The sequence below is a fragment of the Actinomadura decatromicini genome (assembly GCF_008121305.1).
GTDB classification, from domain to species: Bacteria; Actinomycetota; Actinomycetes; order Streptosporangiales; family Streptosporangiaceae; genus Spirillospora; species Spirillospora syzygii.
Genome location: NZ_VSRQ01000002.1, coordinates 486524 through 505418, shown reverse-complemented (window position 1 = coordinate 505418; position 18895 = coordinate 486524). Strand labels below are relative to the sequence as shown.

Annotated in this window: 17 protein-coding genes; 8 read left to right on the top strand and 9 right to left on the bottom strand. The window is 74.0% G+C overall.

The window, feature by feature from the left end; translation table 11 throughout:
• Positions 1 to 30: 30 nt before the first annotated feature.
• From FXF68_RS10045 to FXF68_RS42245, 3 genes are all read left to right on the top strand, one after another.
• Complete coding sequence (locus FXF68_RS10045) at positions 31 to 2274, top strand: molybdopterin oxidoreductase family protein (protein ID WP_148758646.1); 2244 nt, start codon at positions 31 to 33, stop codon at positions 2272 to 2274.
• A 164-nt stretch (positions 2275 to 2438) separates the two neighbouring features.
• Positions 2439 to 3353 carry a Rieske (2Fe-2S) protein gene (locus tag FXF68_RS10040; protein WP_148758645.1) on the top strand — a complete coding sequence of 305 codons (915 nt, stop codon included), beginning with the start codon at positions 2439 to 2441 and terminating at the stop codon, positions 3351 to 3353.
• A 112-nt stretch (positions 3354 to 3465) separates the two neighbouring features.
• Positions 3466 to 6273 carry a terpene synthase family protein gene (locus FXF68_RS42245; protein ID WP_187437838.1) on the top strand — a complete coding sequence of 936 codons (2808 nt, stop codon included), beginning with the start codon at positions 3466 to 3468 and terminating at the stop codon, positions 6271 to 6273.
• On the opposite strand, the gene FXF68_RS10030 is transcribed toward FXF68_RS42245, so the two are convergent.
• The 4 genes from FXF68_RS10030 to FXF68_RS10015 all read right to left on the bottom strand — a co-directional run bounded on the left by FXF68_RS10030 (position 6198) and on the right by FXF68_RS10015 (position 8885).
• Positions 6198 to 6632, bottom strand: a complete 435-nt coding sequence (locus tag FXF68_RS10030) for a hypothetical protein (RefSeq protein ID WP_148758644.1) — start codon at positions 6630 to 6632, stop codon at positions 6198 to 6200. The two genes, FXF68_RS42245 and FXF68_RS10030, sit on opposite strands and share 76 nt — an antisense overlap.
• A gap of 359 nt (positions 6633 to 6991) precedes the next feature.
• Positions 6992 to 7231 (bottom strand): hypothetical protein, encoded by a 240-nt coding sequence (locus tag FXF68_RS10025; protein ID WP_148758643.1) that lies wholly within the window; start codon positions 7229 to 7231, stop codon positions 6992 to 6994.
• An 89-nt stretch (positions 7232 to 7320) separates the two neighbouring features.
• A complete protein-coding gene (locus FXF68_RS10020; protein WP_148758642.1) occupies positions 7321 to 8091 on the bottom strand; it encodes a sulfite exporter TauE/SafE family protein in 771 nt (256 codons plus the stop codon).
• A 5-nt stretch (positions 8092 to 8096) separates the two neighbouring features.
• Positions 8097 to 8885, bottom strand: a complete 789-nt coding sequence (locus FXF68_RS10015; RefSeq protein WP_148758641.1) for an ABC transporter ATP-binding protein — start codon at positions 8883 to 8885, stop codon at positions 8097 to 8099.
• Between the two features lie 217 nt (positions 8886 to 9102).
• On the opposite strand from FXF68_RS10015, the gene FXF68_RS10010 reads away from it, so the two are divergent.
• On the top strand, positions 9103 to 9876 hold the full coding sequence (locus FXF68_RS10010; RefSeq protein ID WP_148758640.1) for a hypothetical protein: 774 nt from the start codon (positions 9103 to 9105) through the stop codon (positions 9874 to 9876).
• 85 nt (positions 9877 to 9961) lie between these two features.
• Here FXF68_RS10010 and FXF68_RS10005 read toward each other — a convergent pair whose 3' ends face one another.
• From FXF68_RS10005 to FXF68_RS09985, 5 genes are all read right to left on the bottom strand, one after another.
• Entirely contained in the window at positions 9962 to 10687 is a 726-nt protein-coding gene (locus FXF68_RS10005; RefSeq protein WP_148758639.1) for an RDD family protein, read from the bottom strand.
• A gap of 89 nt (positions 10688 to 10776) precedes the next feature.
• Positions 10777 to 11226, bottom strand: coding sequence for a DUF2752 domain-containing protein (locus FXF68_RS10000; RefSeq protein WP_246178605.1), 450 nt, complete (start codon positions 11224 to 11226; stop codon positions 10777 to 10779).
• Between the two features lie 339 nt (positions 11227 to 11565).
• Positions 11566 to 12354, bottom strand: coding sequence for a PP2C family protein-serine/threonine phosphatase (locus FXF68_RS09995; protein WP_148350353.1), 789 nt, complete (start codon positions 12352 to 12354; stop codon positions 11566 to 11568).
• A 36-nt stretch (positions 12355 to 12390) separates the two neighbouring features.
• On the bottom strand, positions 12391 to 13092 hold the full coding sequence (locus FXF68_RS09990; RefSeq protein WP_148759343.1) for a response regulator: 702 nt from the start codon (positions 13090 to 13092) through the stop codon (positions 12391 to 12393).
• A gap of 68 nt (positions 13093 to 13160) precedes the next feature.
• Positions 13161 to 14303: a GAF domain-containing sensor histidine kinase gene (locus FXF68_RS09985; protein ID WP_148758638.1), complete on the bottom strand. Its 1143-nt coding sequence runs from the start codon at positions 14301 to 14303 to the stop codon at positions 13161 to 13163.
• 227 nt (positions 14304 to 14530) lie between these two features.
• Between FXF68_RS09985 and FXF68_RS09980 the strand changes: the two genes are divergently transcribed.
• The 4 genes from FXF68_RS09980 to serB are packed head-to-tail and all read left to right on the top strand — an operon-like array spanning position 14531 to position 18893.
• Entirely contained in the window at positions 14531 to 15235 is a 705-nt protein-coding gene (locus FXF68_RS09980; RefSeq protein ID WP_148758637.1) for an SDR family NAD(P)-dependent oxidoreductase, read from the top strand.
• The gene (locus tag FXF68_RS09975; RefSeq protein ID WP_148758636.1) at positions 15232 to 16593 is read left to right on the top strand and encodes an MFS transporter; all 1362 of its coding nucleotides are present in this window, start codon (positions 15232 to 15234) and stop codon (positions 16591 to 16593) included. Before FXF68_RS09980 ends, FXF68_RS09975 begins: the two co-directional genes overlap by 4 nt.
• Positions 16590 to 17615 (top strand): S-adenosylmethionine:tRNA ribosyltransferase-isomerase, encoded by a 1026-nt coding sequence (locus tag FXF68_RS09970; RefSeq protein WP_148758635.1) that lies wholly within the window; start codon positions 16590 to 16592, stop codon positions 17613 to 17615. The genes FXF68_RS09975 and FXF68_RS09970 overlap by 4 nt, the downstream gene beginning before the upstream one ends.
• Positions 17616 to 17672: 57 nt before the next feature.
• Entirely contained in the window at positions 17673 to 18893 is a 1221-nt protein-coding gene (serB, locus tag FXF68_RS09965) for a phosphoserine phosphatase SerB (protein ID WP_148758634.1), read from the top strand.
• The last annotated feature ends 2 nt before the right edge of the window (positions 18894 to 18895 follow it).

Below are 18895 nucleotides of genomic sequence, written 5' to 3'. Positions count from 1 at the left end.
GGGGACGGTCACGTTCACAAGGAGTGCTCGATGGGCAACCGCACGGCGTTCCGCACCTGTCCCCTCTGCGAGGCGATGTGCGGACTGGAGCTGACACTCGACGACGCGGACGCCGTCACGCGGGTGCGCGGCGACCGGGACGATCCGTTCAGCCGCGGGTTCATCTGCCCCAAGGGCGCCACGCTCGGCTCCCTCGACGGCGACCCGGACCGGCTCACCGAGCCCCTCGTCCGCGCACCCGGAGCGGACGGCTGGACGGCGGCCGGGTGGGACGCGGCGTTCGAGACCGTCCGGGACGCGCTGTCCGGGATCGTCGAGCGGCACGGCGCGGACGCCGTCGCCGTCTACATCGGGAACCCGGCCGCGCACTCCATCGCCGGTCCGCTGTACGCGGGCGCGATCGTGAAGGCGCTCGGCACCCGCAACCTGTTCACCGCGAGCACCGCCGACCAGATGCCGAAGCACGTCGCCTGCGGGCACATGTTCGGCGACCCGCTCGCGATCCCCGTGCCCGACCTCGACCGCACCGGCCACCTGCTGATGCTCGGCGCGAACCCGCTGGACTCGAACGGCAGCCTCGCGTCCGCGCCCGACTTCCCCGGACGGCTCAAGGCGATCCGGGCGCGCGGCGGGAAGGTCGTGGTCGTCGACCCGCGCCGGACGCGGACGGCCGCGCTCGCCGACGAGCACCTGTTCATCCGTCCCGGGACGGACGCGTTCTTCCTGATGGCGCTGGTCCGCACCCTGTTCGCCGAGGACCTCGTCGTCTCCGCCGAGCATCTCGCCGGGCGCGTCAACGGCCTGGACGACCTGCGCGCCCTCACCGTCGACTTCGCTCCCGAGTGCGTCGCGCCCATGACGGGCGTCCCGGCGGAGACGATCCGGCGGACGGCCCGCGAGCTGGCCGCCGCGCCCCGCGCCGCCGTGTACGGGCGCGTCGGCACCTGCACGCAGCCGTACGGGACGCTGAACAGCTGGCTGGTGGACGTCCTCAACGTCCTGACGGGGAACCTCGACCGTCCCGGCGGGGCGATGTTCCCGCGTCCCGCGCACGCGCCCGTGTACCGGCGGAAGCGGCCGTTCACCACCGGGCGGTGGCGCAGCCGCGTCCGCGGGCTCCCCGAGGTCAACGGCGAACTGCCCGTCGCGACCCTCGCCGACGAGCTGGACACGCCCGGTGAGGGCCAGGTCAGGGCGCTGATCACGATCGGCGGGAACCCGGCGCTGTCGGCGCCGAACTCCGTCCGGCTCGACCGGGCGCTCGGCGGCCTGGAGTTCATGGTCAGCGTCGACCCGTACCTGAACGAGACGACCCGGCACGCGCACGTGATCCTGCCGCCGCCGCGGCCCGCGCAGACGCCGCACTACGACGTCGCGCTGACCGGGCTCGCCGTCCGCGACTACGCGCGCTACTCGCCGCCCGCCGTCCCGCTCCCGGACGGCCGCCCGGACGAGGCCGCCATCCTCGCCCGGCTCGCCGTGCTCGCCTCCGGCGCGGACGCCGACCCCGCCGCGCTCGACGACATGATCATCACGGCGGCGCTGACCCGGGCGGCCGCGCTCGCCGAGTCGCCGGTGCACGGCCGCGAGCCCGCCGAGCTGCGCGCACTGCTCGACGCCGACGCGCCGCCCGCCGAGCGGCGGCTCGACATGATGCTGCGCCTCGGCCCCTACGGGGACGGCTTCGGCGCCGACCCGGACGGGCTCACCCTCACCCGGCTCCGCACCGAGCACCCGCACGGCCTCGACCTCGGCGCCCTCAAGCCGCGCCTGGACGAGGTGCTCTGCACCACGTCCGGACGGATCGAGCTGTGCCCGTCCACGTTCGCCGCCGACGTCGACCGCCTGCACCGCGCCCTCCGCGAGCCCGTCCCGTCCGGGCTGGTCCTGATCGGACGCCGCCACCTGCGCTCCAACAACAGCTGGCTGCACAACGTCCCCGAGCTGGTCGGCGGCTCCAACACGTGCACGCTCCTGCTCAACCCCGCCGACGCCGCCCGGCTCGGCGTCGCCGCCGGGGACGCGGTGCGCGTCTCGTCCCGGACGGGCGCCGTCGAGGCCGTCGCCGAGCCCACCGACGCCCTCATGCCCGGCGTCGTCAGCCTCCCGCACGGGTGGGGCCACGACCGCTCCGGGACGCGGACCGGGGTCGCGCGGCGGCACGCGGGCGTCAACGTCAACGCGATCACGGACGAGCGGGAGATCGACCCGCTGTCGGGCAACGCCGTCCTGAACGGCGTCCCCGTCACCGTCACCGCCGTCACAGCCGGTTAGCGGACGCCCGCGCAGCCCACGCGCCTAGCACACGTCGGCCCCGTGGTTTAGCCCCTCCCGCCTACAGGTACGTATGACTGGCCGCAGGTGAACGCGGACGGCTAGTGTCCGACAGGGGGCTCGGACGAATGCGAGGTCTCAAGCACACGCCGCGGAGGAGGGGCATGAACCGCAGGACGAACATCTTCCGGCGAATGTCCCGGCCGGAGGGGCCGGCGCGGCTCGCCGACGTCACCGACCGGCTGGAGCAGGCCCAGGGCCTCGACGGGGTCATCCGCGGACTCTCCCTGGCCGTGCGGCGCGTGCTGCGCCCGGGGCCGGTCAAGGACGCGCTGCACGGCGTCCCGGCCGGGCACCCCGCGCATCCGCCGCTGACCGACATGCCGATGGGCTTCTGGATGTCCGCCGCCGTCCTGGACCTGATGCCGGGCGCGCGGCGCGCCGCCGGGACCCTCGTCGCGGCCGGGCTGGCGAGCGCCGTCCCGACCGTGCTGACCGGCGTCGCCGACTGGGCCTCGCTGCACCGCGAGCAGCAGCGCGTCGGGCTCGTCCACGCCGCCGGGATGGCGACGGCGAGCACGCTGTACTCGGCGTCCCTGGTGGCCCGCTACCAGGGCCGGGACGGCGCCGGGCGCGCGTTCGGCTACGCCGGGCTGTCCGCCCTCCTCGTCGGCGGCTACCTCGGCGGGCACCTCGCGTTCCGGCAGGCCGCGGGCGCGAGCCACGCCGACCAGATCGGCCACCTCGTCACGCTCGGCTGGCACGACCTCTGCGCGGCCGACGAACTCCCGGACGGCTGGCCCGTGCACCGCCGCCTCGGCTACATCGGCCTGTTCGTGCTTCGGACCGGCGACGAGATCCACGTCCTCGCCGACCGCTGCAGCCACCTCGCCGGGCCCCTTCACCAAGGGCGCATCGTCACCGACGACAACGCCGACGTGTGCGTCATCTGCCCGTGGCACGGGAGCACGTTCCGCGTCCAGGACGGGGCCGTCGTGCACGGGCCCGCCACCGCCCGGCAGCCCGCCTTCGAGACCCGGGTCACGGAGGAGGGCACGGTCCAGGTCCGTCCTTACTAGGGGTTCGGGGGCTGTTCCACAGGTCCATTGCGGTCAGCAGAACGTTCCGCAATGGCGACTCATGGTAGTTGAGTACTGACTCTGCGCATATGTCGCTCGTAGGGTGGCGGCCATGACGTCCATCGCCCTCCCGCCGCTCCCGATGCCGTACCCGGCGCGCCTCAACCCGCACCACGCCCGGGCCCGGTCCGCCGCGAAGCGGTGGGCCCTCGACATCGGGATCCTCGGCTCCGACGAGTCCGTCTGGGACGAGGCGGACTACGAGGCCATCGACTTCGCCAGGTTCGCCGCCTACGGCTTCCCGGACGCGCCCGCGGACGAACTGGAACTGCTCACCGAGTGGTACGTCCTCGGCTGGTTCATAGAGGACCACATCGACCGACTCACCCCGGCCAAGGCCACCACGAGATTCGCTCCTTCCCGCCTACGCGCCTTAACCCCCGTGACCCTCACCCCAGAAGACACCCGCCCGAACACGGCCCCGCCCTCAAACACCGCCCCCACCGGCCCAAAGGACGCGCCCGCCGAGCCGAACAGCTCGCCCGCCCCGGACAGCCCGCCCGCCCCGAGCAACACGACCCCCGGGCCGGAGGGCACATCCGCCCTGGACGGCCCGCCCACCGCGGACAACGCGACCCCCGGACCAGAGGGCGCGCCCGCCATGGACGGCGCGCCCGCCGAGCTGGCGGGCACGCCCGCCGCGGACGGCCCACTCGCCCCGGACGGCCCGGCCGCCCCGGACAGCGCGTCTCCCGGACCGGAGGGCGCGTCCGCCCCGCACGGCCTGCTCGCCGCAGACGGCCTACTCGCCCCGGACAGCGCGCTCCCCGGGCCGAAGGGCGCGTCCGCCGTGGACAGCGCGTCCGCCGAGCTGGCGGGCGCGGACGGCCCGAACGGCCCGAACGGCGCGGACGGGGCGGACAGCGCGGTCGTCGGGCCGGAGGGCGTGCCCGACCCGGAGGGCGCGTGCGTCGAGGCGGAGGGGGTCCGGGTCGAGGCGGAGGGGGTCCGGGTCGAGGTGGAGGGGGCGGTGGAGCAGGGGCTCGCGGATCTGTGGGCGCGGACCGTGCCGGGTACGTCGGCCGGGTGGCGGCGCCGGTTCGCGGACGCCTTCCACGGCGCGGTCGAGACCTCGGCCGGGCTGCTGGAGTTCCCGGAGCGCGCCGTCCTCGACCCGATGGAGTACCTCGGCCTGCGGCGCGAGCACGGCGGCCCGTTCTGGACGGCGCGGCTCGTCGAGCACTCCGTCCGCGCCGAGGTCCCCGAGCGGCTCGCCGGGACGCGGCCGCTCCGCGTGATCGAGACGAGCTTCGCCGACGTCGTCGGCCTGCGCGACGACCTGTTCCGGCACGCCCGCGACGCGCGGAGAGGGTCGTCGTTCAACATCGTCCCCGTCCTGGCCGAGTGGCTCGGGTACACCCGGCAGCAGGCCGCCGACCTCGTCGGGGACCTGCTCACCGGGCGGATGGGCCAGCTTGAGGACACCGTCCGCGACGAGCTCCCCGGCCTCGCCGCGCGGGAGGGCATGACGCGCGCCGAGGTCGCCTCGGTCGGCGCGTACGTGCAGGCGCTGCGCGACCACATCGCGGGCGACCTGCGCTGGCACCGCGAGACGTCCCGGTACGGGTCCGCGGAGCCGCCGCGCGTGGACTGGACGCGCCGGGCCCATCGCCCGTCCACCGCACGCGCCGGGCACTTCGCCGGACGCCCCCTCGCGATGCCGTACCGGATCCGGCGCAACCCGCACCACGAGGTGTGCGGGCTCAGGTCGACCGACTGGGCGCGGCGGATGGGACTGCTGCGCCCGAACGGCGTCCCCGGCTCCGGAGCCTGGACGGAACGGCAGTTCACGGCCGAGGACCTGGCCTACATCCCCGCCACCGCCTTCCCGGACGCGCCGCGGCCCCGGTTGGAGCTGGTCGGCCAATGGCTGATCTTCGCCCTCTACATGGACGACCTGGTGGTCGAGCTGTTCAAGCGGGGCCGCCCGCTCGGCCCGGGCGACCTCGCCGCCGCCGAAACGCTGTTCGCACGGCTCCCGGCGTTCATGCCCGCCGACCGCGCCGCCCCCGTGCCGTCGCCGCTCAACATCCTGGAGCGGTGCCTGGCCGACCTGTGGCCGCGCAGCGCCGAACTGTTCCCGGACCGCGTCGACGGCCTGGCCGAATACTGCTCAGGCCACCTGTGGGAGCTGTTCAACCTGCACCAGCACCGCGTCCCCGAGCCGCTGGACTACTTCGACTGGCGCCGGCGCTCATTCGCGCACACCCTCAACCTCACCCTCATCAGGGCGGCCGCCGACATCCGGCTGCACCCGGCCCTGTCGGCCAGCCGCCAGCTCCGCGCCCTCGACAACGCCGCCATGGACGCCATGCTCCTGTTCAACGACGTGTTCTCCGCCCGCAAGGAGGTGGAGCTCGAACGCTGCCTGAGCACCGCGACGCTCCCGCTGGAACGCCTCCTCGGCCAGACGCGCGCCGAGTCGCTCCGCACGCTGAACGACCTGGCGGGCGTCCGGCTGCGCCGCTTCGACCACATCGCCACCGAGCGGCTGCCCGCCCTCACCGCCAAACTCGGCCTGGACGCGGACTCCCGCCGAACCCTCGACCGCTACGTGGACGCCCTGCGGTCGTGGCTCGCCGCCGTCCACCACTGGCACCACGCGGGCGACCGCTACTCCACCCGGACGACTCCGCGCCCGACTCTGGGCACGTCCGCCAGCCGTCCCACGGCCGTGCAGGCCGCCCGCACGCTCCGCAGGACGCTGACCGTCGCCGCGCCCGACCCCTGGCTAGCGAGCCTCACCGAACGCCCGCCGCCGGCCGCGGCCGGCGGCGCCCCGAGTCAACTGAACGATGGGCGCCTCCGGAGGACGGTTCCCACGAGGACCTCCTCGTCGGGCTGGGCGGAGTCGGCGTAGGGAGCGGTGCCTCTTTCGGCTATCCGCGCCGAGGTGATGGTCAGTTCGTAGTGCGCCCACACCATGGCGGCGTCGGCCAGGCGGCGGGGCGTCGCGTGGATCAGGTGGACGTCCGGCGAGTCGGCCACGACCAGCAGGACCGGCGCGCCGCGATCCAGCTGGACGGCGGTCGGGTCGTCCGGCCAGACCGCCACCCGCAGCCGCAGGCCGTCGAGCACGCGCAGCTCGCCCCAGTCGGGGACGCACACCCGCGGACGGCCGTCCGCGCCGCCGGTGAGCATGAGGACGGGGCGCCGCCGCGCCTGCGCGCTTCTGATCACGTCGAGGGAGGTCGAAAGGACGTCGGGCGAGGCTGTCATCGGCATCTCCGCCTTACGTCGAAGGTCCGCGGCCGCCCCGGAGTACCCCCTCCGAGCCGACCCCATCGTTCGAATACATGTTCGATATTACTCGATCGGTACGACCTTTCGCCCCCGCCGAGACGCCACGATCCCCTGACCCACCGGCCACCCGACCCCGCCACCCAGCCGAACCCGCCGCCCAATCGAACGCGCCGCCCAGTCGGGCGCCGGTCGATCGGACGCCGGTCGATCGGACGCCGATCGGTCGGACGCCGATCGGTCGGACGCGCCGGTCGGTCGAACGCGCCGGTCGGGTCGGGCACGCCGGTCGGTCGGGCACGTCTATCCTCCGGCGCGCCGACCGGCGGGCACGTCGGTCAGTCGGGGGCGTCGGCGGAGCGGTCGGAGACCGGGTACTCGACCAGGGCCAGGACTCGGCTGGCCATGAAGCGGGCCGTGCGGACCGCGGTGCCGGTGCGGGTCACCTCGCTGACCTCGACGACCCCGCGGCGGGTCGCGATGTCGACGCGGCGGCCGGCGCGGCTCGCCACGACCTCGTACGTCCGCGTTCCCTCGCCGCCGGCGTCGATGACGATTTCGACCCTGTCGCCCTTCATCGGCGCGAACCTCCGATAGTCGAACGTATATTCGACCTATACCCGGAACGCCCGTCCGCGAACCCTGCCTCGGGCGCCGAAAGCGCTGGTCACAGCAGGAGATTTACGATGGCGACGAGGCCGACGACCACGATCACGCCGCGCAGCACGAGCGGCGGGATCCGGCGTCCGACCCGGGCGCCGAGGAACCCGCCGACCGTCGCGCCGGACGCGATCATCAGCACCGCCCACCAGTTGACCCGCGTGTCCGAGAACAGCCACAGGAGCGTGAACAGGAGCCCGGCCGTCCCGTTCACGAGGGCCGCGAGGACGTTCTTCGCCGCGTTCAGCCGCTGGAGGTCGTCGTCCAGCATGATGCCGAGCAGGGCGATGAGGATGATCCCCTGCGCCGCCCCGAAGTAGCCGCCGTACACGCCCGTGAGCAGCACGCCGACCCACAGCGCCGCCCCGCCGTGCGGACGGTGCTCGCCCTCGCGTCGCCGCAGCATCCACTGCTGCAGCCGGGGCTGCGCCACCACCAGCACCAGCGCGATCACGATCAGCGCGATCACGATGACGTCGAACGCCCCGGCCGGGAGGCCGAGCAGCAGCAGCCCGCCGATCAACGCGCCGATCAGGGACGCGCTCACCAGCCGCAGCAGCCGTCCGCGCTGCCCCTTCAGCTCCTCCCGGTACCCGTAGGCGCCGGTCGCGCTGCCGGGCACGAGCCCGATCGTGTTCGACACGTTCGCCACCACGGGCGGGTAGCCGAGCGCCACCATGGTCGGGAAGGTGATCAGCGAGCCCGAGCCGACGATCGTGTTGATGCCGCCCGCGGCGACTCCGGCGGCGAAGATCACCGCCGCGTCCAGCGCGTCCATCGGGCTCAGCGGACGGACCTCGCGTACCAGCGCCCGTTCTGCCGGTCCACCGCGAGCGGGAGGCCGAACGTGCCGGACAGGTGCTCGGCGGTGAACACCTCGTCCACCTTGCCCTGCGCGACGATCTCGCCGCCGCGCAGCAGCAGCGCGTGGGTGAAGCCCTCGGGGACCTCCTCCACGTGGTGCGTGACCATCGCCATCGTCGGCGCGGTCGGGTCGTCGGCGAGGGCGGCGAGCCGGGCGACGAGGTCCTCGCGGCCGCCGAGGTCGAGGCCCGCGGCGGGCTCGTCCAGCAGCAGCAGCTCCGGGTCGGGCATCAGCGCGCGGGCGATCTGGACGCGCTTGCGCTCCCCCTCGGAGAGCGTGCTGAACGTCCGGCGGATCAGGTCGGCGCAGCCGAGCGCATCGAGCAGCGCGACGGCGCGGCCGACGTCCGTGGAGTCGTACTCCTCCTGCCAGCGGCCGAGGATCGCGTACGAGGCGGTCAGCACCAGGTCGATGACCGTCTCCCCGGCCGGGACCTTCTCCGCGAGGGACGAGCTGGCGAGGCCGATGCGCGGGCGCAGCTCGAACACGTCCGTCCGGCCGAGCTCCTCCTCCAGGATCCGGACGGAGCCCTCGGTGGGGTGCATCATCGCGGCGGCGATCTGGAGCAGGGTCGTCTTGCCCGCCCCGTTGGGTCCGACGATGACCCAGCGGTCGCCCTCGTTCACCGTCCACGTCACGCCGCGCAGCAGGTTCGCCCCGCCGCGCCTGACCCCGACTCCGCGGAGTTGAAGCACCTCGCCGGTCATCGCGCGCCTTCGTCCCCTCCGTGGTCCCTGATCCTCAGAAGAGAACTTATGCGATGCGGGACGGCCGCGGACCCCCGGCTCCCCACCCGGGAAACCGCCGCCCGGCGGCCCTCCGCGCGGCCCGCTCCGGCGCGAGAGGTTCGTTACGCGCTGCTGCGAGGGCGATCGGAGCGCTTATGGTGGATCGCATGCCCATCAGGGAGTGTTGGGGACGGCAATGAGCAAGGACGCTGCGACAGCGCTGGCCGCCTGGGGCAATGCCTGGCTGACCGGACACGTCGGCCTGGACGAGGCGGTCGACGCGGTCGAGAAGACGGCGGGCCCGCAGATCCTGCGCGGCGCCTCCGCGAACGGACACGGACCGGCCGAGGCGCCGCTCCGCGGCGCGCTCGGCGACCTGCGCGTCGCCGGGATGGCCGCGCTGCGGCTGGCCCTGCCGGAGCCGGGCGACCCGCTCGGGCTCACCGGCCCGGCCGCGTTCAACCGCGCCGCGATCGACGCGGGCGCGGCCGTCGTCGCCGTGTTCGGCGACCGGGCGGTCGGCCTCGTCCCGGCCGACGACCTGCGCGGATCGTCCTACGTCGGGATCTGCTGGACGGCCTGCGACGCGGCCCGGGCCGAGCCGGACGTCCCGTCCCTCGCGGACGCCGACCGGCAGCTCGCCCTCGCCATGCGGGACGCGACCGAGGCGCTCCTCACGGTCGACGACTTCGCGGGCGTCCCGCCCGAGATCGCGGACGCGCTCGCCGCGCTGCGCGACCCGGACCGCGGCGACCATCCGCTCGCCCCCGGCTACCCGGCCCGCGCGCACCGCGTGGCCGCGCTCGCCGGACGGCTGTCCCTCGTCGTCGACCTCGCCCGCCGGATGGACGACCGGGGGCTCGGCGCCGACCAGATGCGGCGCCGCGGGGAGGCGCTCCGGCTGCTCGACCGGGCCGTCCGCCGGGCGCTCGTGGCGGCCTGCAACAGCGCGTTCGACCCCGTCCCGTAGAAACCGGTCCCGTAGAAACCGTCCCGTAGAACGAGAGCGGGGCGCCCCCCGGAGGGGACGCTCCGCGCTGCCGCGAGCCCGGTGATCAGGCGCGGACGACGATGGTGCTGCAGATCTTGTCGGCGAAGGTCTGCTTGCGCTCGTCCCACAGCGGCCAGAGGAAGCCGATGTAGCAGAGGAAGCTGTCGGCGATGTGCGCGAACTTGCGGGCGATCGCCATGCCGAACCCGATCGGCTGCCCGGTCTGCGCGCTGACGAGCCGGATGCCCAGCTGCCGCTTGCCGATGGACTGCCCGGTGGTGCCCTCCTGGTAGCAGATCCACAGGCCGGCGCCGATCATCAGGGCGAAGCCGATCAGGTAGAACAGGATGCCGATCGCCGCCGCGCCACCGCTGCCGGAGCTCGCGAGCAGGCCGCCGATGAAGTACAGCACCCAGAACGGCGCCATGAAGATGAGGTAGTCGATGATGTAGCCGCCGGCGCGCGACCCCCACTCGGCGAGCTGCCCGCTGCTGCCGTAGTGGTGGTGGTGCACCTCCTGGTACCCGGGCGCGGACGGGGGCGGCGCGCCGTAGCCGGGCTGGGCGCCGGGCGGCTGCTGCCCGTAGCCGGGCTGGGCCGGGGGCTGTCCGTACCCCGGCTGGGCCGGGGGCTGTCCGTAGCCGGGCTGCGCCGGGGGCTGCTGCCCGTAGCCGGGCTGCTGGCCCGGCTGCTGACCGTAACCGGGCTGGGCCGGGGGCTGCTGGCCGTACCCGGGCTGTTGCTGCCCGTAGCCCGGCTGCTGGCCGTACGGGTCGTAGGGGTTACCCACACTTGCTCCTTATTGATTGACCCTGTGGTTATGTGACGCCCGCCGGACCCGGAGGGCTCCGCAAGTCTGGCGGAGGATCGTCCTCCGGCTCAAACCCGCAGAACGCCGAACCGGGCGAGCTGCCACAGCTCCGACCCCACGAGGGCGGTGCCGAGCATCCAGGCACGGGTCTTCGGCTGGAGTGCCCACCACCGTCGTCCCAGCCCGAGGGGCGCGACCGCGACCGCGACCGCGCCGACGAGGACCACGGGGTTCGCGAGCGCCGCCTGGGCCGGGCGGCCCCCGCCGAACTCGATGAACACGGTGGTGCCCCCGCACACGGGACAGGGGACTCCGGTGAGCGCCCGTAGGGGACAGAGCACGCCGGGGTCGTCGAGACGGTGGACCAGCGCGGCGCCGACGGCCGCGGCCGCCATCGCCGCGACGCGCAGCACCACACCCAGGGGTCCGTGCCGCGCCGCGGTGAGGGTCCGGCCGACGATCCCGCCGAGCGCACCTTGCGGTGCACCGGCGGCCGCCGCCCCGGGCGCTCCCCCCAACGGATCCTCCGCCTCGAAAGAAAAAAAGCTGAGTGACCCGTATACCGGGTCCACCCCAAGGCGGGTCAAGTCCGGGCAACGATCCGCGATCGGACCGTTACCCCGCACGCATCGACACCGCCTCAGAGGTAAGAGTAGGACAAACCGCCAGCTACATGGGCACTCTTTAGCCCGACGATTGTCACGAAATGGATGACGCGCTCCCGGAGCGGAACACGGGATCGCGGGCGGGACGGGACGCGCCGAAGTCACACGGGGGCATGCGCGCGCAACACGTGAAGGAGGGTCCGGCCGGGACGGACAACCGGTCTCGAACGGGCGGGCTCGGGCGGGGCTCGGTCAGGCTTGGGCGGCGGCGCCGACCACGACGGGGGGCTCCGCGCCGCGGGCGTGCTCGGCCTCGACGACGTCGGCGATGACGGCGGTGATGTTGTCCGGGCCGCCGTTGTCGCGGGCCTGCGCGATCAGCCGGTCGACGGCGCGCCGCGGATCGGCCTCGGCGGACAGGATCTCGTAGATGCGCTGGGCGTCGACGGGACCGGACAGGCCGTCCGAGCAGAGCAGGTAGCGGTCGCCGAGGCGGGCCTCGCGCAGCCGCAGGTCGGGCTCGCGGTCCTCGCGCCCGTCCAGCACCCGGTACAGGACGTGCGACAGCCGGGACGTCTCGGCCGGGTCGGCCTGCTGGCCGGCCTGTTCGGCCTCCGCCTTGAGCAGCTCGTCCATCGTGTGGTCCTGCGTCATCTGGAACAGCTCGCCGTCGCGCAGCAGGTAGCCGCGCGAGTCGCCGACGTGCGCGAGCGCGACGGACTCGCCGGACCACAGCATCGCGGTCAGCGTCGTGCCCATCCTGCTCAGGTCGGGACGTTCCTCCCGGACGATGCGCAGCTTCTCGTTGGCCTCGGCGACGGCGCGGCCCAGCATGTCGACGAGGTCGTCGCCCTGGCGGGCGTCGGCGTCGAGCGAGCGGAGGGACCCGATGACCGTCGAGCTCGCGACCTCGCCGCCCGCGTAGCCGCCCATGCCGTCGGCGACCGCGATCAGCCGCGCGCCGGCGTATCCCGAGTCCTCGTTGTTCTCTCGGTTGCAGCCGATGTCGCTTCCGGCCGCGTATCTGATTGCTACGTTCATACCAATTTCGATGACGATCCTGTCAGAGGAGTTGTATCAGTCGCGGACGTCGGCCCTGCCGATTTCCCCGGCGATCCCGGCCGCGCCGTCGTCGCCGGAGGAGCCGACGCCGTGCCGGACGGCGTACAGGGCCGCCTGCGTCCGATCCTGGACTCCCAGTTTCATGAGCAGATTACTGACGTGCGTCTTGACCGTCTTCTCGGACACCACGAGCGCGCGTGCGATCTCCCGGTTGGACCTGCCCCGCGCGATGTGCACGAGCACCTCCCGTTCCCGTTCGGTCAGCGCGGCGAGGCCGCGGTCGTCACCCTGGCCGGGGCCGCCGGCCGTCCCGGACCGCACCATCGCCTCGGCCGCGTCGGGCGCGAACAGGACGTGCCCGTCGTGCACGGCCCGGATCGCCTGGACGAGCGCCTGCGGGTCGACGTCCTTGTACAGGTACCCTGCGGCGCCCGCCCGCACCGCCGGGAGCACGTGCCCGCGCTCCGTGACGCTGGTCAGGACGAGGACCCGTGCCGCCACCCCACGAGCCCGCAGTTCCGTCAGCGCGGTCAGGCCGTCGGCGCCGGGCATCTTGAGGTCCATGAGCACGATATCGGGCTCCAGGGATTCGGCCAGTGTCACGGCCGATGTGCCGTCCGCGGCCTCCCCGACGACGTCGATGTCGTCCTGGATGCCGAGGAACGTGCGGAGCCCCTGCCGGACGACCGGATGGTCGTCGGCGATGAGCACCCTGATCGGCGCCTTCCCCCGGAGGCGCGGGGGGTCGTCCCCGCGCGCGGGGGTGGAGGCGCGGCCGTCGCCGGTCACAGCGGCACCTCCAGCCGGACGGTCGTGCCGCGTCCGGGCGCGGCGTCGATGGTGAGGTCGCCGCCGATCGAGTAGGCCCGGTCGCGCATGGACGCGAGGCCGAGCCCGTTCTGCGGCTCCGCCGCGTCGGCCGGGTCGAAGCCCGTGCCGTCGTCGGCGACCTCCAGCACGGCCTGCCCGTCCGAAGTGCCGAGGCGGACCTCGACCGTCCGGGCCTTGGCGTGCCGGAGCGCGTTGTAGAGGGCCTCCTGCGTGATGCGGAACGCGACGGCCTCGTGCTCCTCGGGCAGCACGACGGCCTCGTCGGCGGCGATCCGCACCTCGGCCTCGTGCGCCCGGTCGAGGACCTCGACGTGCTTGCGCAGCGAGGACACCAGCCCGTCCGCGAGGTCGGCGGGGCGCAGCTCGAAGATCACGGCGCGCAGCTCCGCGAGCGCCTCGGCCGCGAGCCGCTCGACCTGCTCAAGCTCCCGCACCGTCCGCGCCGGGTCGCGTTCGGCCAGCGCGGACGCGGTCCGCGCGGTCAGCCGCAGCGAGAACAGCTTCTGCGCGACCGCGTCGTGCAGCTCGCGCGCCATCCGGTTGCGCTCGGCGACGACGGTCAGCTCGCGGTTGTGCTCGTACAGGCGGGCGTTCGTGACGGCGATCGCGGCGTGCGCGGCGAACAGGGTGAGGACGTCCTCGTCGTCCTTGGTGAAGCCGCCCGGGGTGCGCTTGTTGGCGAGGAAGACGATGCCGAGGACGTCCTCCGCGTCGCGGATCGGCACGCCGATGAAGTCCTTGAGGACGGGATGCGCGACCGGCCACCCCTCGAACTCCGGCTCCCGGCGGATGTCGGCGAGCCGCTTCGGCGTGTCGCCCTTGAGCATCGCGGCGAGCATCCCGTGCTGGCGGGGCAGCGGGCCGATCCGCTCCCACTCCTCGTCGGAGACGCCCTCGACGACGAACTCGGCGAACGAGCCCTCGTCGTCGGGCACGCCGAGCGCGGCGTAGCGGGCGTCCAGGAGCTGCGCCGCCGCCCGGACGATCACCTGCAGCACCTCGTGCACGGACAGGTGGCGGGTGACCGCGAGCACGGCGGAACTGACGGCGTGCAGGGTCGCGCCCTGCTCACCGCCGCAGCCGTCGCCCGTCTCCATTCCGGCCTCTCGTCTCCGCTGGCCGCGCGCCCTTCCGGCGCCCGCATGTGAAGACCGTACTCTCTGTAGGGGCCTTCTCGAATCAGCCCCGGGGAGGACGCGCGCGGACGGGGCCGTCCACTCGTCCGTCCGCTCGTCCGGGACGAGGGTCCTAGGACCATCTGACCACCGCCGCCGGGGCCCGTCGGCCGATGCCGCGGACGCCTCCGTTTCCTAGCGTCGAGGGCATGGAAACCCCCCTCTTCGACCCCGCGTCCGCCAGGACGGCTCTGATCACCGGGGCGTCCCGGGGCCTCGGCCTGGCGCTCGCCCGGGCGCTGGCCCGGGACGGCTGGCGCGTCGTCGCCGACGCCCGCGACGCGGACGCGCTGAAAGCCGCCCTCGGCGAGATCGACGGTGATGTCACCGCCGTCCCCGGGGACGTCACCGACCCGGCCCACCGCGCCGAGCTCGTCCGGGCGGCCGGAAGCGGGCTCGACCTGCTCGTCAACAACGCGAGCACGCTCGGCCCGACGCCGCTGCCCCGGCTCGCCGACCTCGCCGTCGCCGACCTCGCCGACACGTTCGCCACGAACGTCCTCGCCCCGCTGGCGCTGATCCAGGACGTGCTGCCGCGCCTGCGGGGGCGGCGCGGCGCGGTCCTCAACATCACCTCGGACGCGGCCGTCGAGGGCTACGCGGCGTGGGGCGGCTACGGAGCGTCGAAGGCCGCGCTGGAGCAGCTCTCGAACGTCCTCGCCGCGGAGGAGCCGGACGTCGCCGTCTGGTGGGCCGACCCGGGCGAGATGAACACCGCGATGCTCCGCGCCGCCGGGGAGGACGCCGACGCCGCGCCGCCGCCCGAGGAGGCCGCCGCCGCGCTCCTCCGCCTCGTCGGCGACCGCCTTCCCAGTGGCCGGTACCGGGCCGTTGACCTGGCCGGTGCAAGATGACCACCGTGCTGGAGCATGAGCAGAAGACGGTCCCCGCAGGCGGCGTGCTGCGGGCCGGATACCGGGGCGCGACGTTCGGAATCGTCCTGGTCGTCACGCTGCTGGCCTTCGAGAGCATGGCGGTCGGGACCGTCATGCCGGTCGTCACGGACGACCTGAACGGCCTCTCCCTCTACGCCTGGGGCTTCAGCGCCACGCTGATCATGAGCCTGCTGTCGACGGTGCTCGCGGGCGGCTGGGTGGACCGGTCCGGGCCCGTGCGGCCGCTGCTCGCCGGGCTCGGGACGTTCGTCGCCGGGCTGGTCGTCGCGGGCGCGGCGCCGTCCATGTGGCTGTTCGTCGCCGGGCGCGCCGTGCAGGGCCTCGGGACGGGCGTCTCGCTCGTCGCGCTCTACGTCGTGATCGCCCGCGTGTACCCGGAGGAGCTGCGTTCGCGGGTGTTCGCGGCGCTGTCGGCGGCGTGGGTGCTGCCGTCGCTGATCGGGCCCGCCGTCGGCGGCGTCGTCGCCGAGCATGCCGGGTGGCGGTGGGTGTTCCTCGGGCTGGTGCCGCTGGTCGTCCCGCCGACCGTGCTGCTCGTCCCGGCGCTGCGCGAGATCAGGACGGTGGACGTCGCCCCGACCCCCGGCCGGGGCCGGTACGTGGCCGCCGTGTCGGTCGCGGCGGGCGCGGGCGTCATGCTCTACGGCTTCGACCGCCCCGGCTGGACGCTGGCGCTCGCCGCCGTCGCCGGGCTCGCGGGCCTCGCGTTCGGCCTGCCCCGGCTGCTGCCCGCCGGGACGCTCCGGCTCCGCCGCGGCCTGCCGAGCGTCGTGCTCGTCCGGGGGCTGCTGTCCGGCTCGTTCTTCGGCATGGACGTCTTCATCCCGCTGGCGCTGACCCGGCTGCACGGATTCAGCGCCGCCCAGGCCGGGATCGTGCTGACGGTCGGCGCGCTCGGCTGGTCGGCGGCGTCCCAGATCCAGGGCCGTTCGCAGCGGCCCCGCGAGTTCTACGCGCTGCTCGGCGCCGTGCTCGTCACCGCCGGGATCGCGGCCGCCGCCGTCACGCTCCAGCTCTCCGGCTGGCTCGCCGCGCCCGCGTGGATCATCGGCGGCGCGGGGATGGGCTTCGCGATCGGGAGCCTGTCGGTGCTGCTGCTCGACCTGTCCCCGGAGGAGGAGCAGGGCGTCAACTCGTCCGCGCTGCAGATCGGCGACACGCTCGGCTCGTCCCTCGTGGTGGGCGCGGCGGGCGCGCTGGTCGCCGGGTTCGGGACCGCGCGGCTCGGCACGGGCCTCGCCGTCGCCGGGACGCTGTTCGCCGCGATCGCCCTGCTCGGCGTGTTCGCGGCCCTCCGGCTGGAGGTGCGGGAATGACCGTCGAGTTCACCCTGCCGCCCGCGCTGGAGGCGCACGAGCCGCCGGAAGCGCGCGGACGGAGCCGGGACGGCGTCCGCCTGCTCCTCTCCCGCCGCGCCACCGGCGAGGTCACCCACCACGGGTTCCGCGACCTGCCCGCGCTCCTCGACCCGGGCGACCTGCTCGTGGTCAACACGTCCGCGACGCTGCCCGCCGCCGTCCGGCTGGACCGGATCGGCATCCACTTCTCGACCCCCGTCCCCTCGGCGGACGACGACCGGCTGTGGCTGGTGGAGCTGCGGCGCCTCACCGGCAAGGCCAGCGCGCCCTATTCGGGCGGTTCGCCGGGCGAATGGATCCCGCTGCCCGGCGGCGCGACCCTCACCCTGGTCGGACGGCGCACCCGGCGGCTCTGGGAGGCGCGGTTGAGCACGGAGGTCGTCCCCTACCTGCGGCGGCACGGCGTGCCGATCCGGTACGGGTACGTGCGGCGCGACTGGCCCGCCGCCGCCTACCAGACGGCGTTCGCCCACGACCGGTCGTCCGGCGGGGCGGAGATGCCGAGCGCCGCCCGCCCGTTCACGCCCGAACTGGTGACGCGGCTGGTGTCGGGCGGCGTCCACATCGCGCCGATCACGCTCCACACCGGGGTCGCGTCCCCGGAGGCGGGCGAGCCGCCGTACGCGGAGCGCTACGAGGTGCCGGAGGCGACGGCCGCGCTGGTCGGACATGTCCGGAAGCGGGGCGGACGGGTGATCGCGGTCGGCACCACCGCCGTCCGCGCCCTGGAAACATCCGTCGACGGCTCCGGGAACGTTCGAGCCGCCAAAGGGTGGACGGAACATGTCGTGACGCCCAAGGACGGCGTCCGGGCCGTGGACGGCCTCCTCACCGGTCTACACGAGCCGAAGTCGTCGCATCTGCTGATGCTCACGGCCATTGCTGGCCAAGATCTGCTCACCGCGACCTACGCCGCCGCGCTATCGGAAGGCTATCTCTGGCACGAATTCGGGGACGTGAACCTGATCGTCGCGAGGTGAACGGGGTGCCCCTGCCGGAAGACCAGTGATCCACGGCCGGTACCGTGGAAAGCAGTCATGGACGTGTCAGCGCAGCGCACGCTGCTCATCACACTCACCGGACGCGACCGCCCCGGAGTGACGTCGCGCCTCTTCAGAACACTCGCCGAGTTCCCGCTCACCGTCGCCGACGTGGAGCAGGTCGTCATCCGCGGACGGCTCGTCCTCGGCGTGCTGCTCTCCTACAGCGAGGGCGCCGACATAGGCGGCGTGTGGAACACGGCCGAGCGTGTCGCGAACGACCTCGACATGGAGGTCGAGCTGTCCACCGGGCGCAGCACGCGGACGCCGAAGCGGCGCGGGCGGCTGCACGTGACCGTCCTCGGCGCGCCGCTGCGGCCCGCCGCCATGGCCGGGATCGCCGGGCGGATCTCCGCGCACGGCGCCAACATCGACCGGATCGAGCGCCTCGCATCCAATCCGGTGACCTGCATCGAGCTGGACGTCTCCGGCGCCGACCCCGACGCCCTCCGCGCCGCCCTCACCGCCGAGGCGGCGGAGCAGCAGGTGGACGTCGCCGTCCAGCAGAGCGGCCTGCACCGGCGCGCCAAGCGGCTGATCGTCATGGACGTCGACTCCACGCTCATCCAGGGCGAGGTCATCGAGCTGCTCGCCCGGCACGCCGGGTGCCTCGACGAGGTCGCCAAGGTCACCGAGTCCGCGATGCGCGGCGAACTCGACTTCGAGGGCTCGCTCCGCGAGCGCGTCGCGCTGCTCGCCGGGCTGGACGCCGCCGCCGTCGACGCGGTCCGCGGCGAGGTGAGGCTCGCCGCCGGGGCCCGGACGCTCGTCCGGACGCTGAAACGGCTCGACTACAAGTTCGCGGTCGTCTCCGGCGGGTTCACCCAGGTCACCGACGCCATCGTCGACGACCTCGGGATCGACTACTCGGCCGCGAACACCCTGGAGATCGCGGACGGGAAGCTCACCGGCCGCGTCACCGGCCCGGTGATCGACCGCGCCGGGAAGGCCGCCGCGCTCGAACGCTTCGCCCGCGAGGCGGGCATCCCGGTCAGCCAGACCGTCGCGATCGGCGACGGCGCCAACGACCTCGACATGCTCCAGGCGGCCGGGCTCGGCATCGCCTACAACGCCAAACCGGTCGTCCGGCAGGCCGCCGACACCGCGGTCAACGTCCCCTACCTGGACACGATCCTCTTCCTCCTCGGCATCTCCCGCGAGGAAGTGGAGGCGGCCGACGCCCAGGACCCGCATGGGGGCACCGTCTCTCCTGGGTAGAC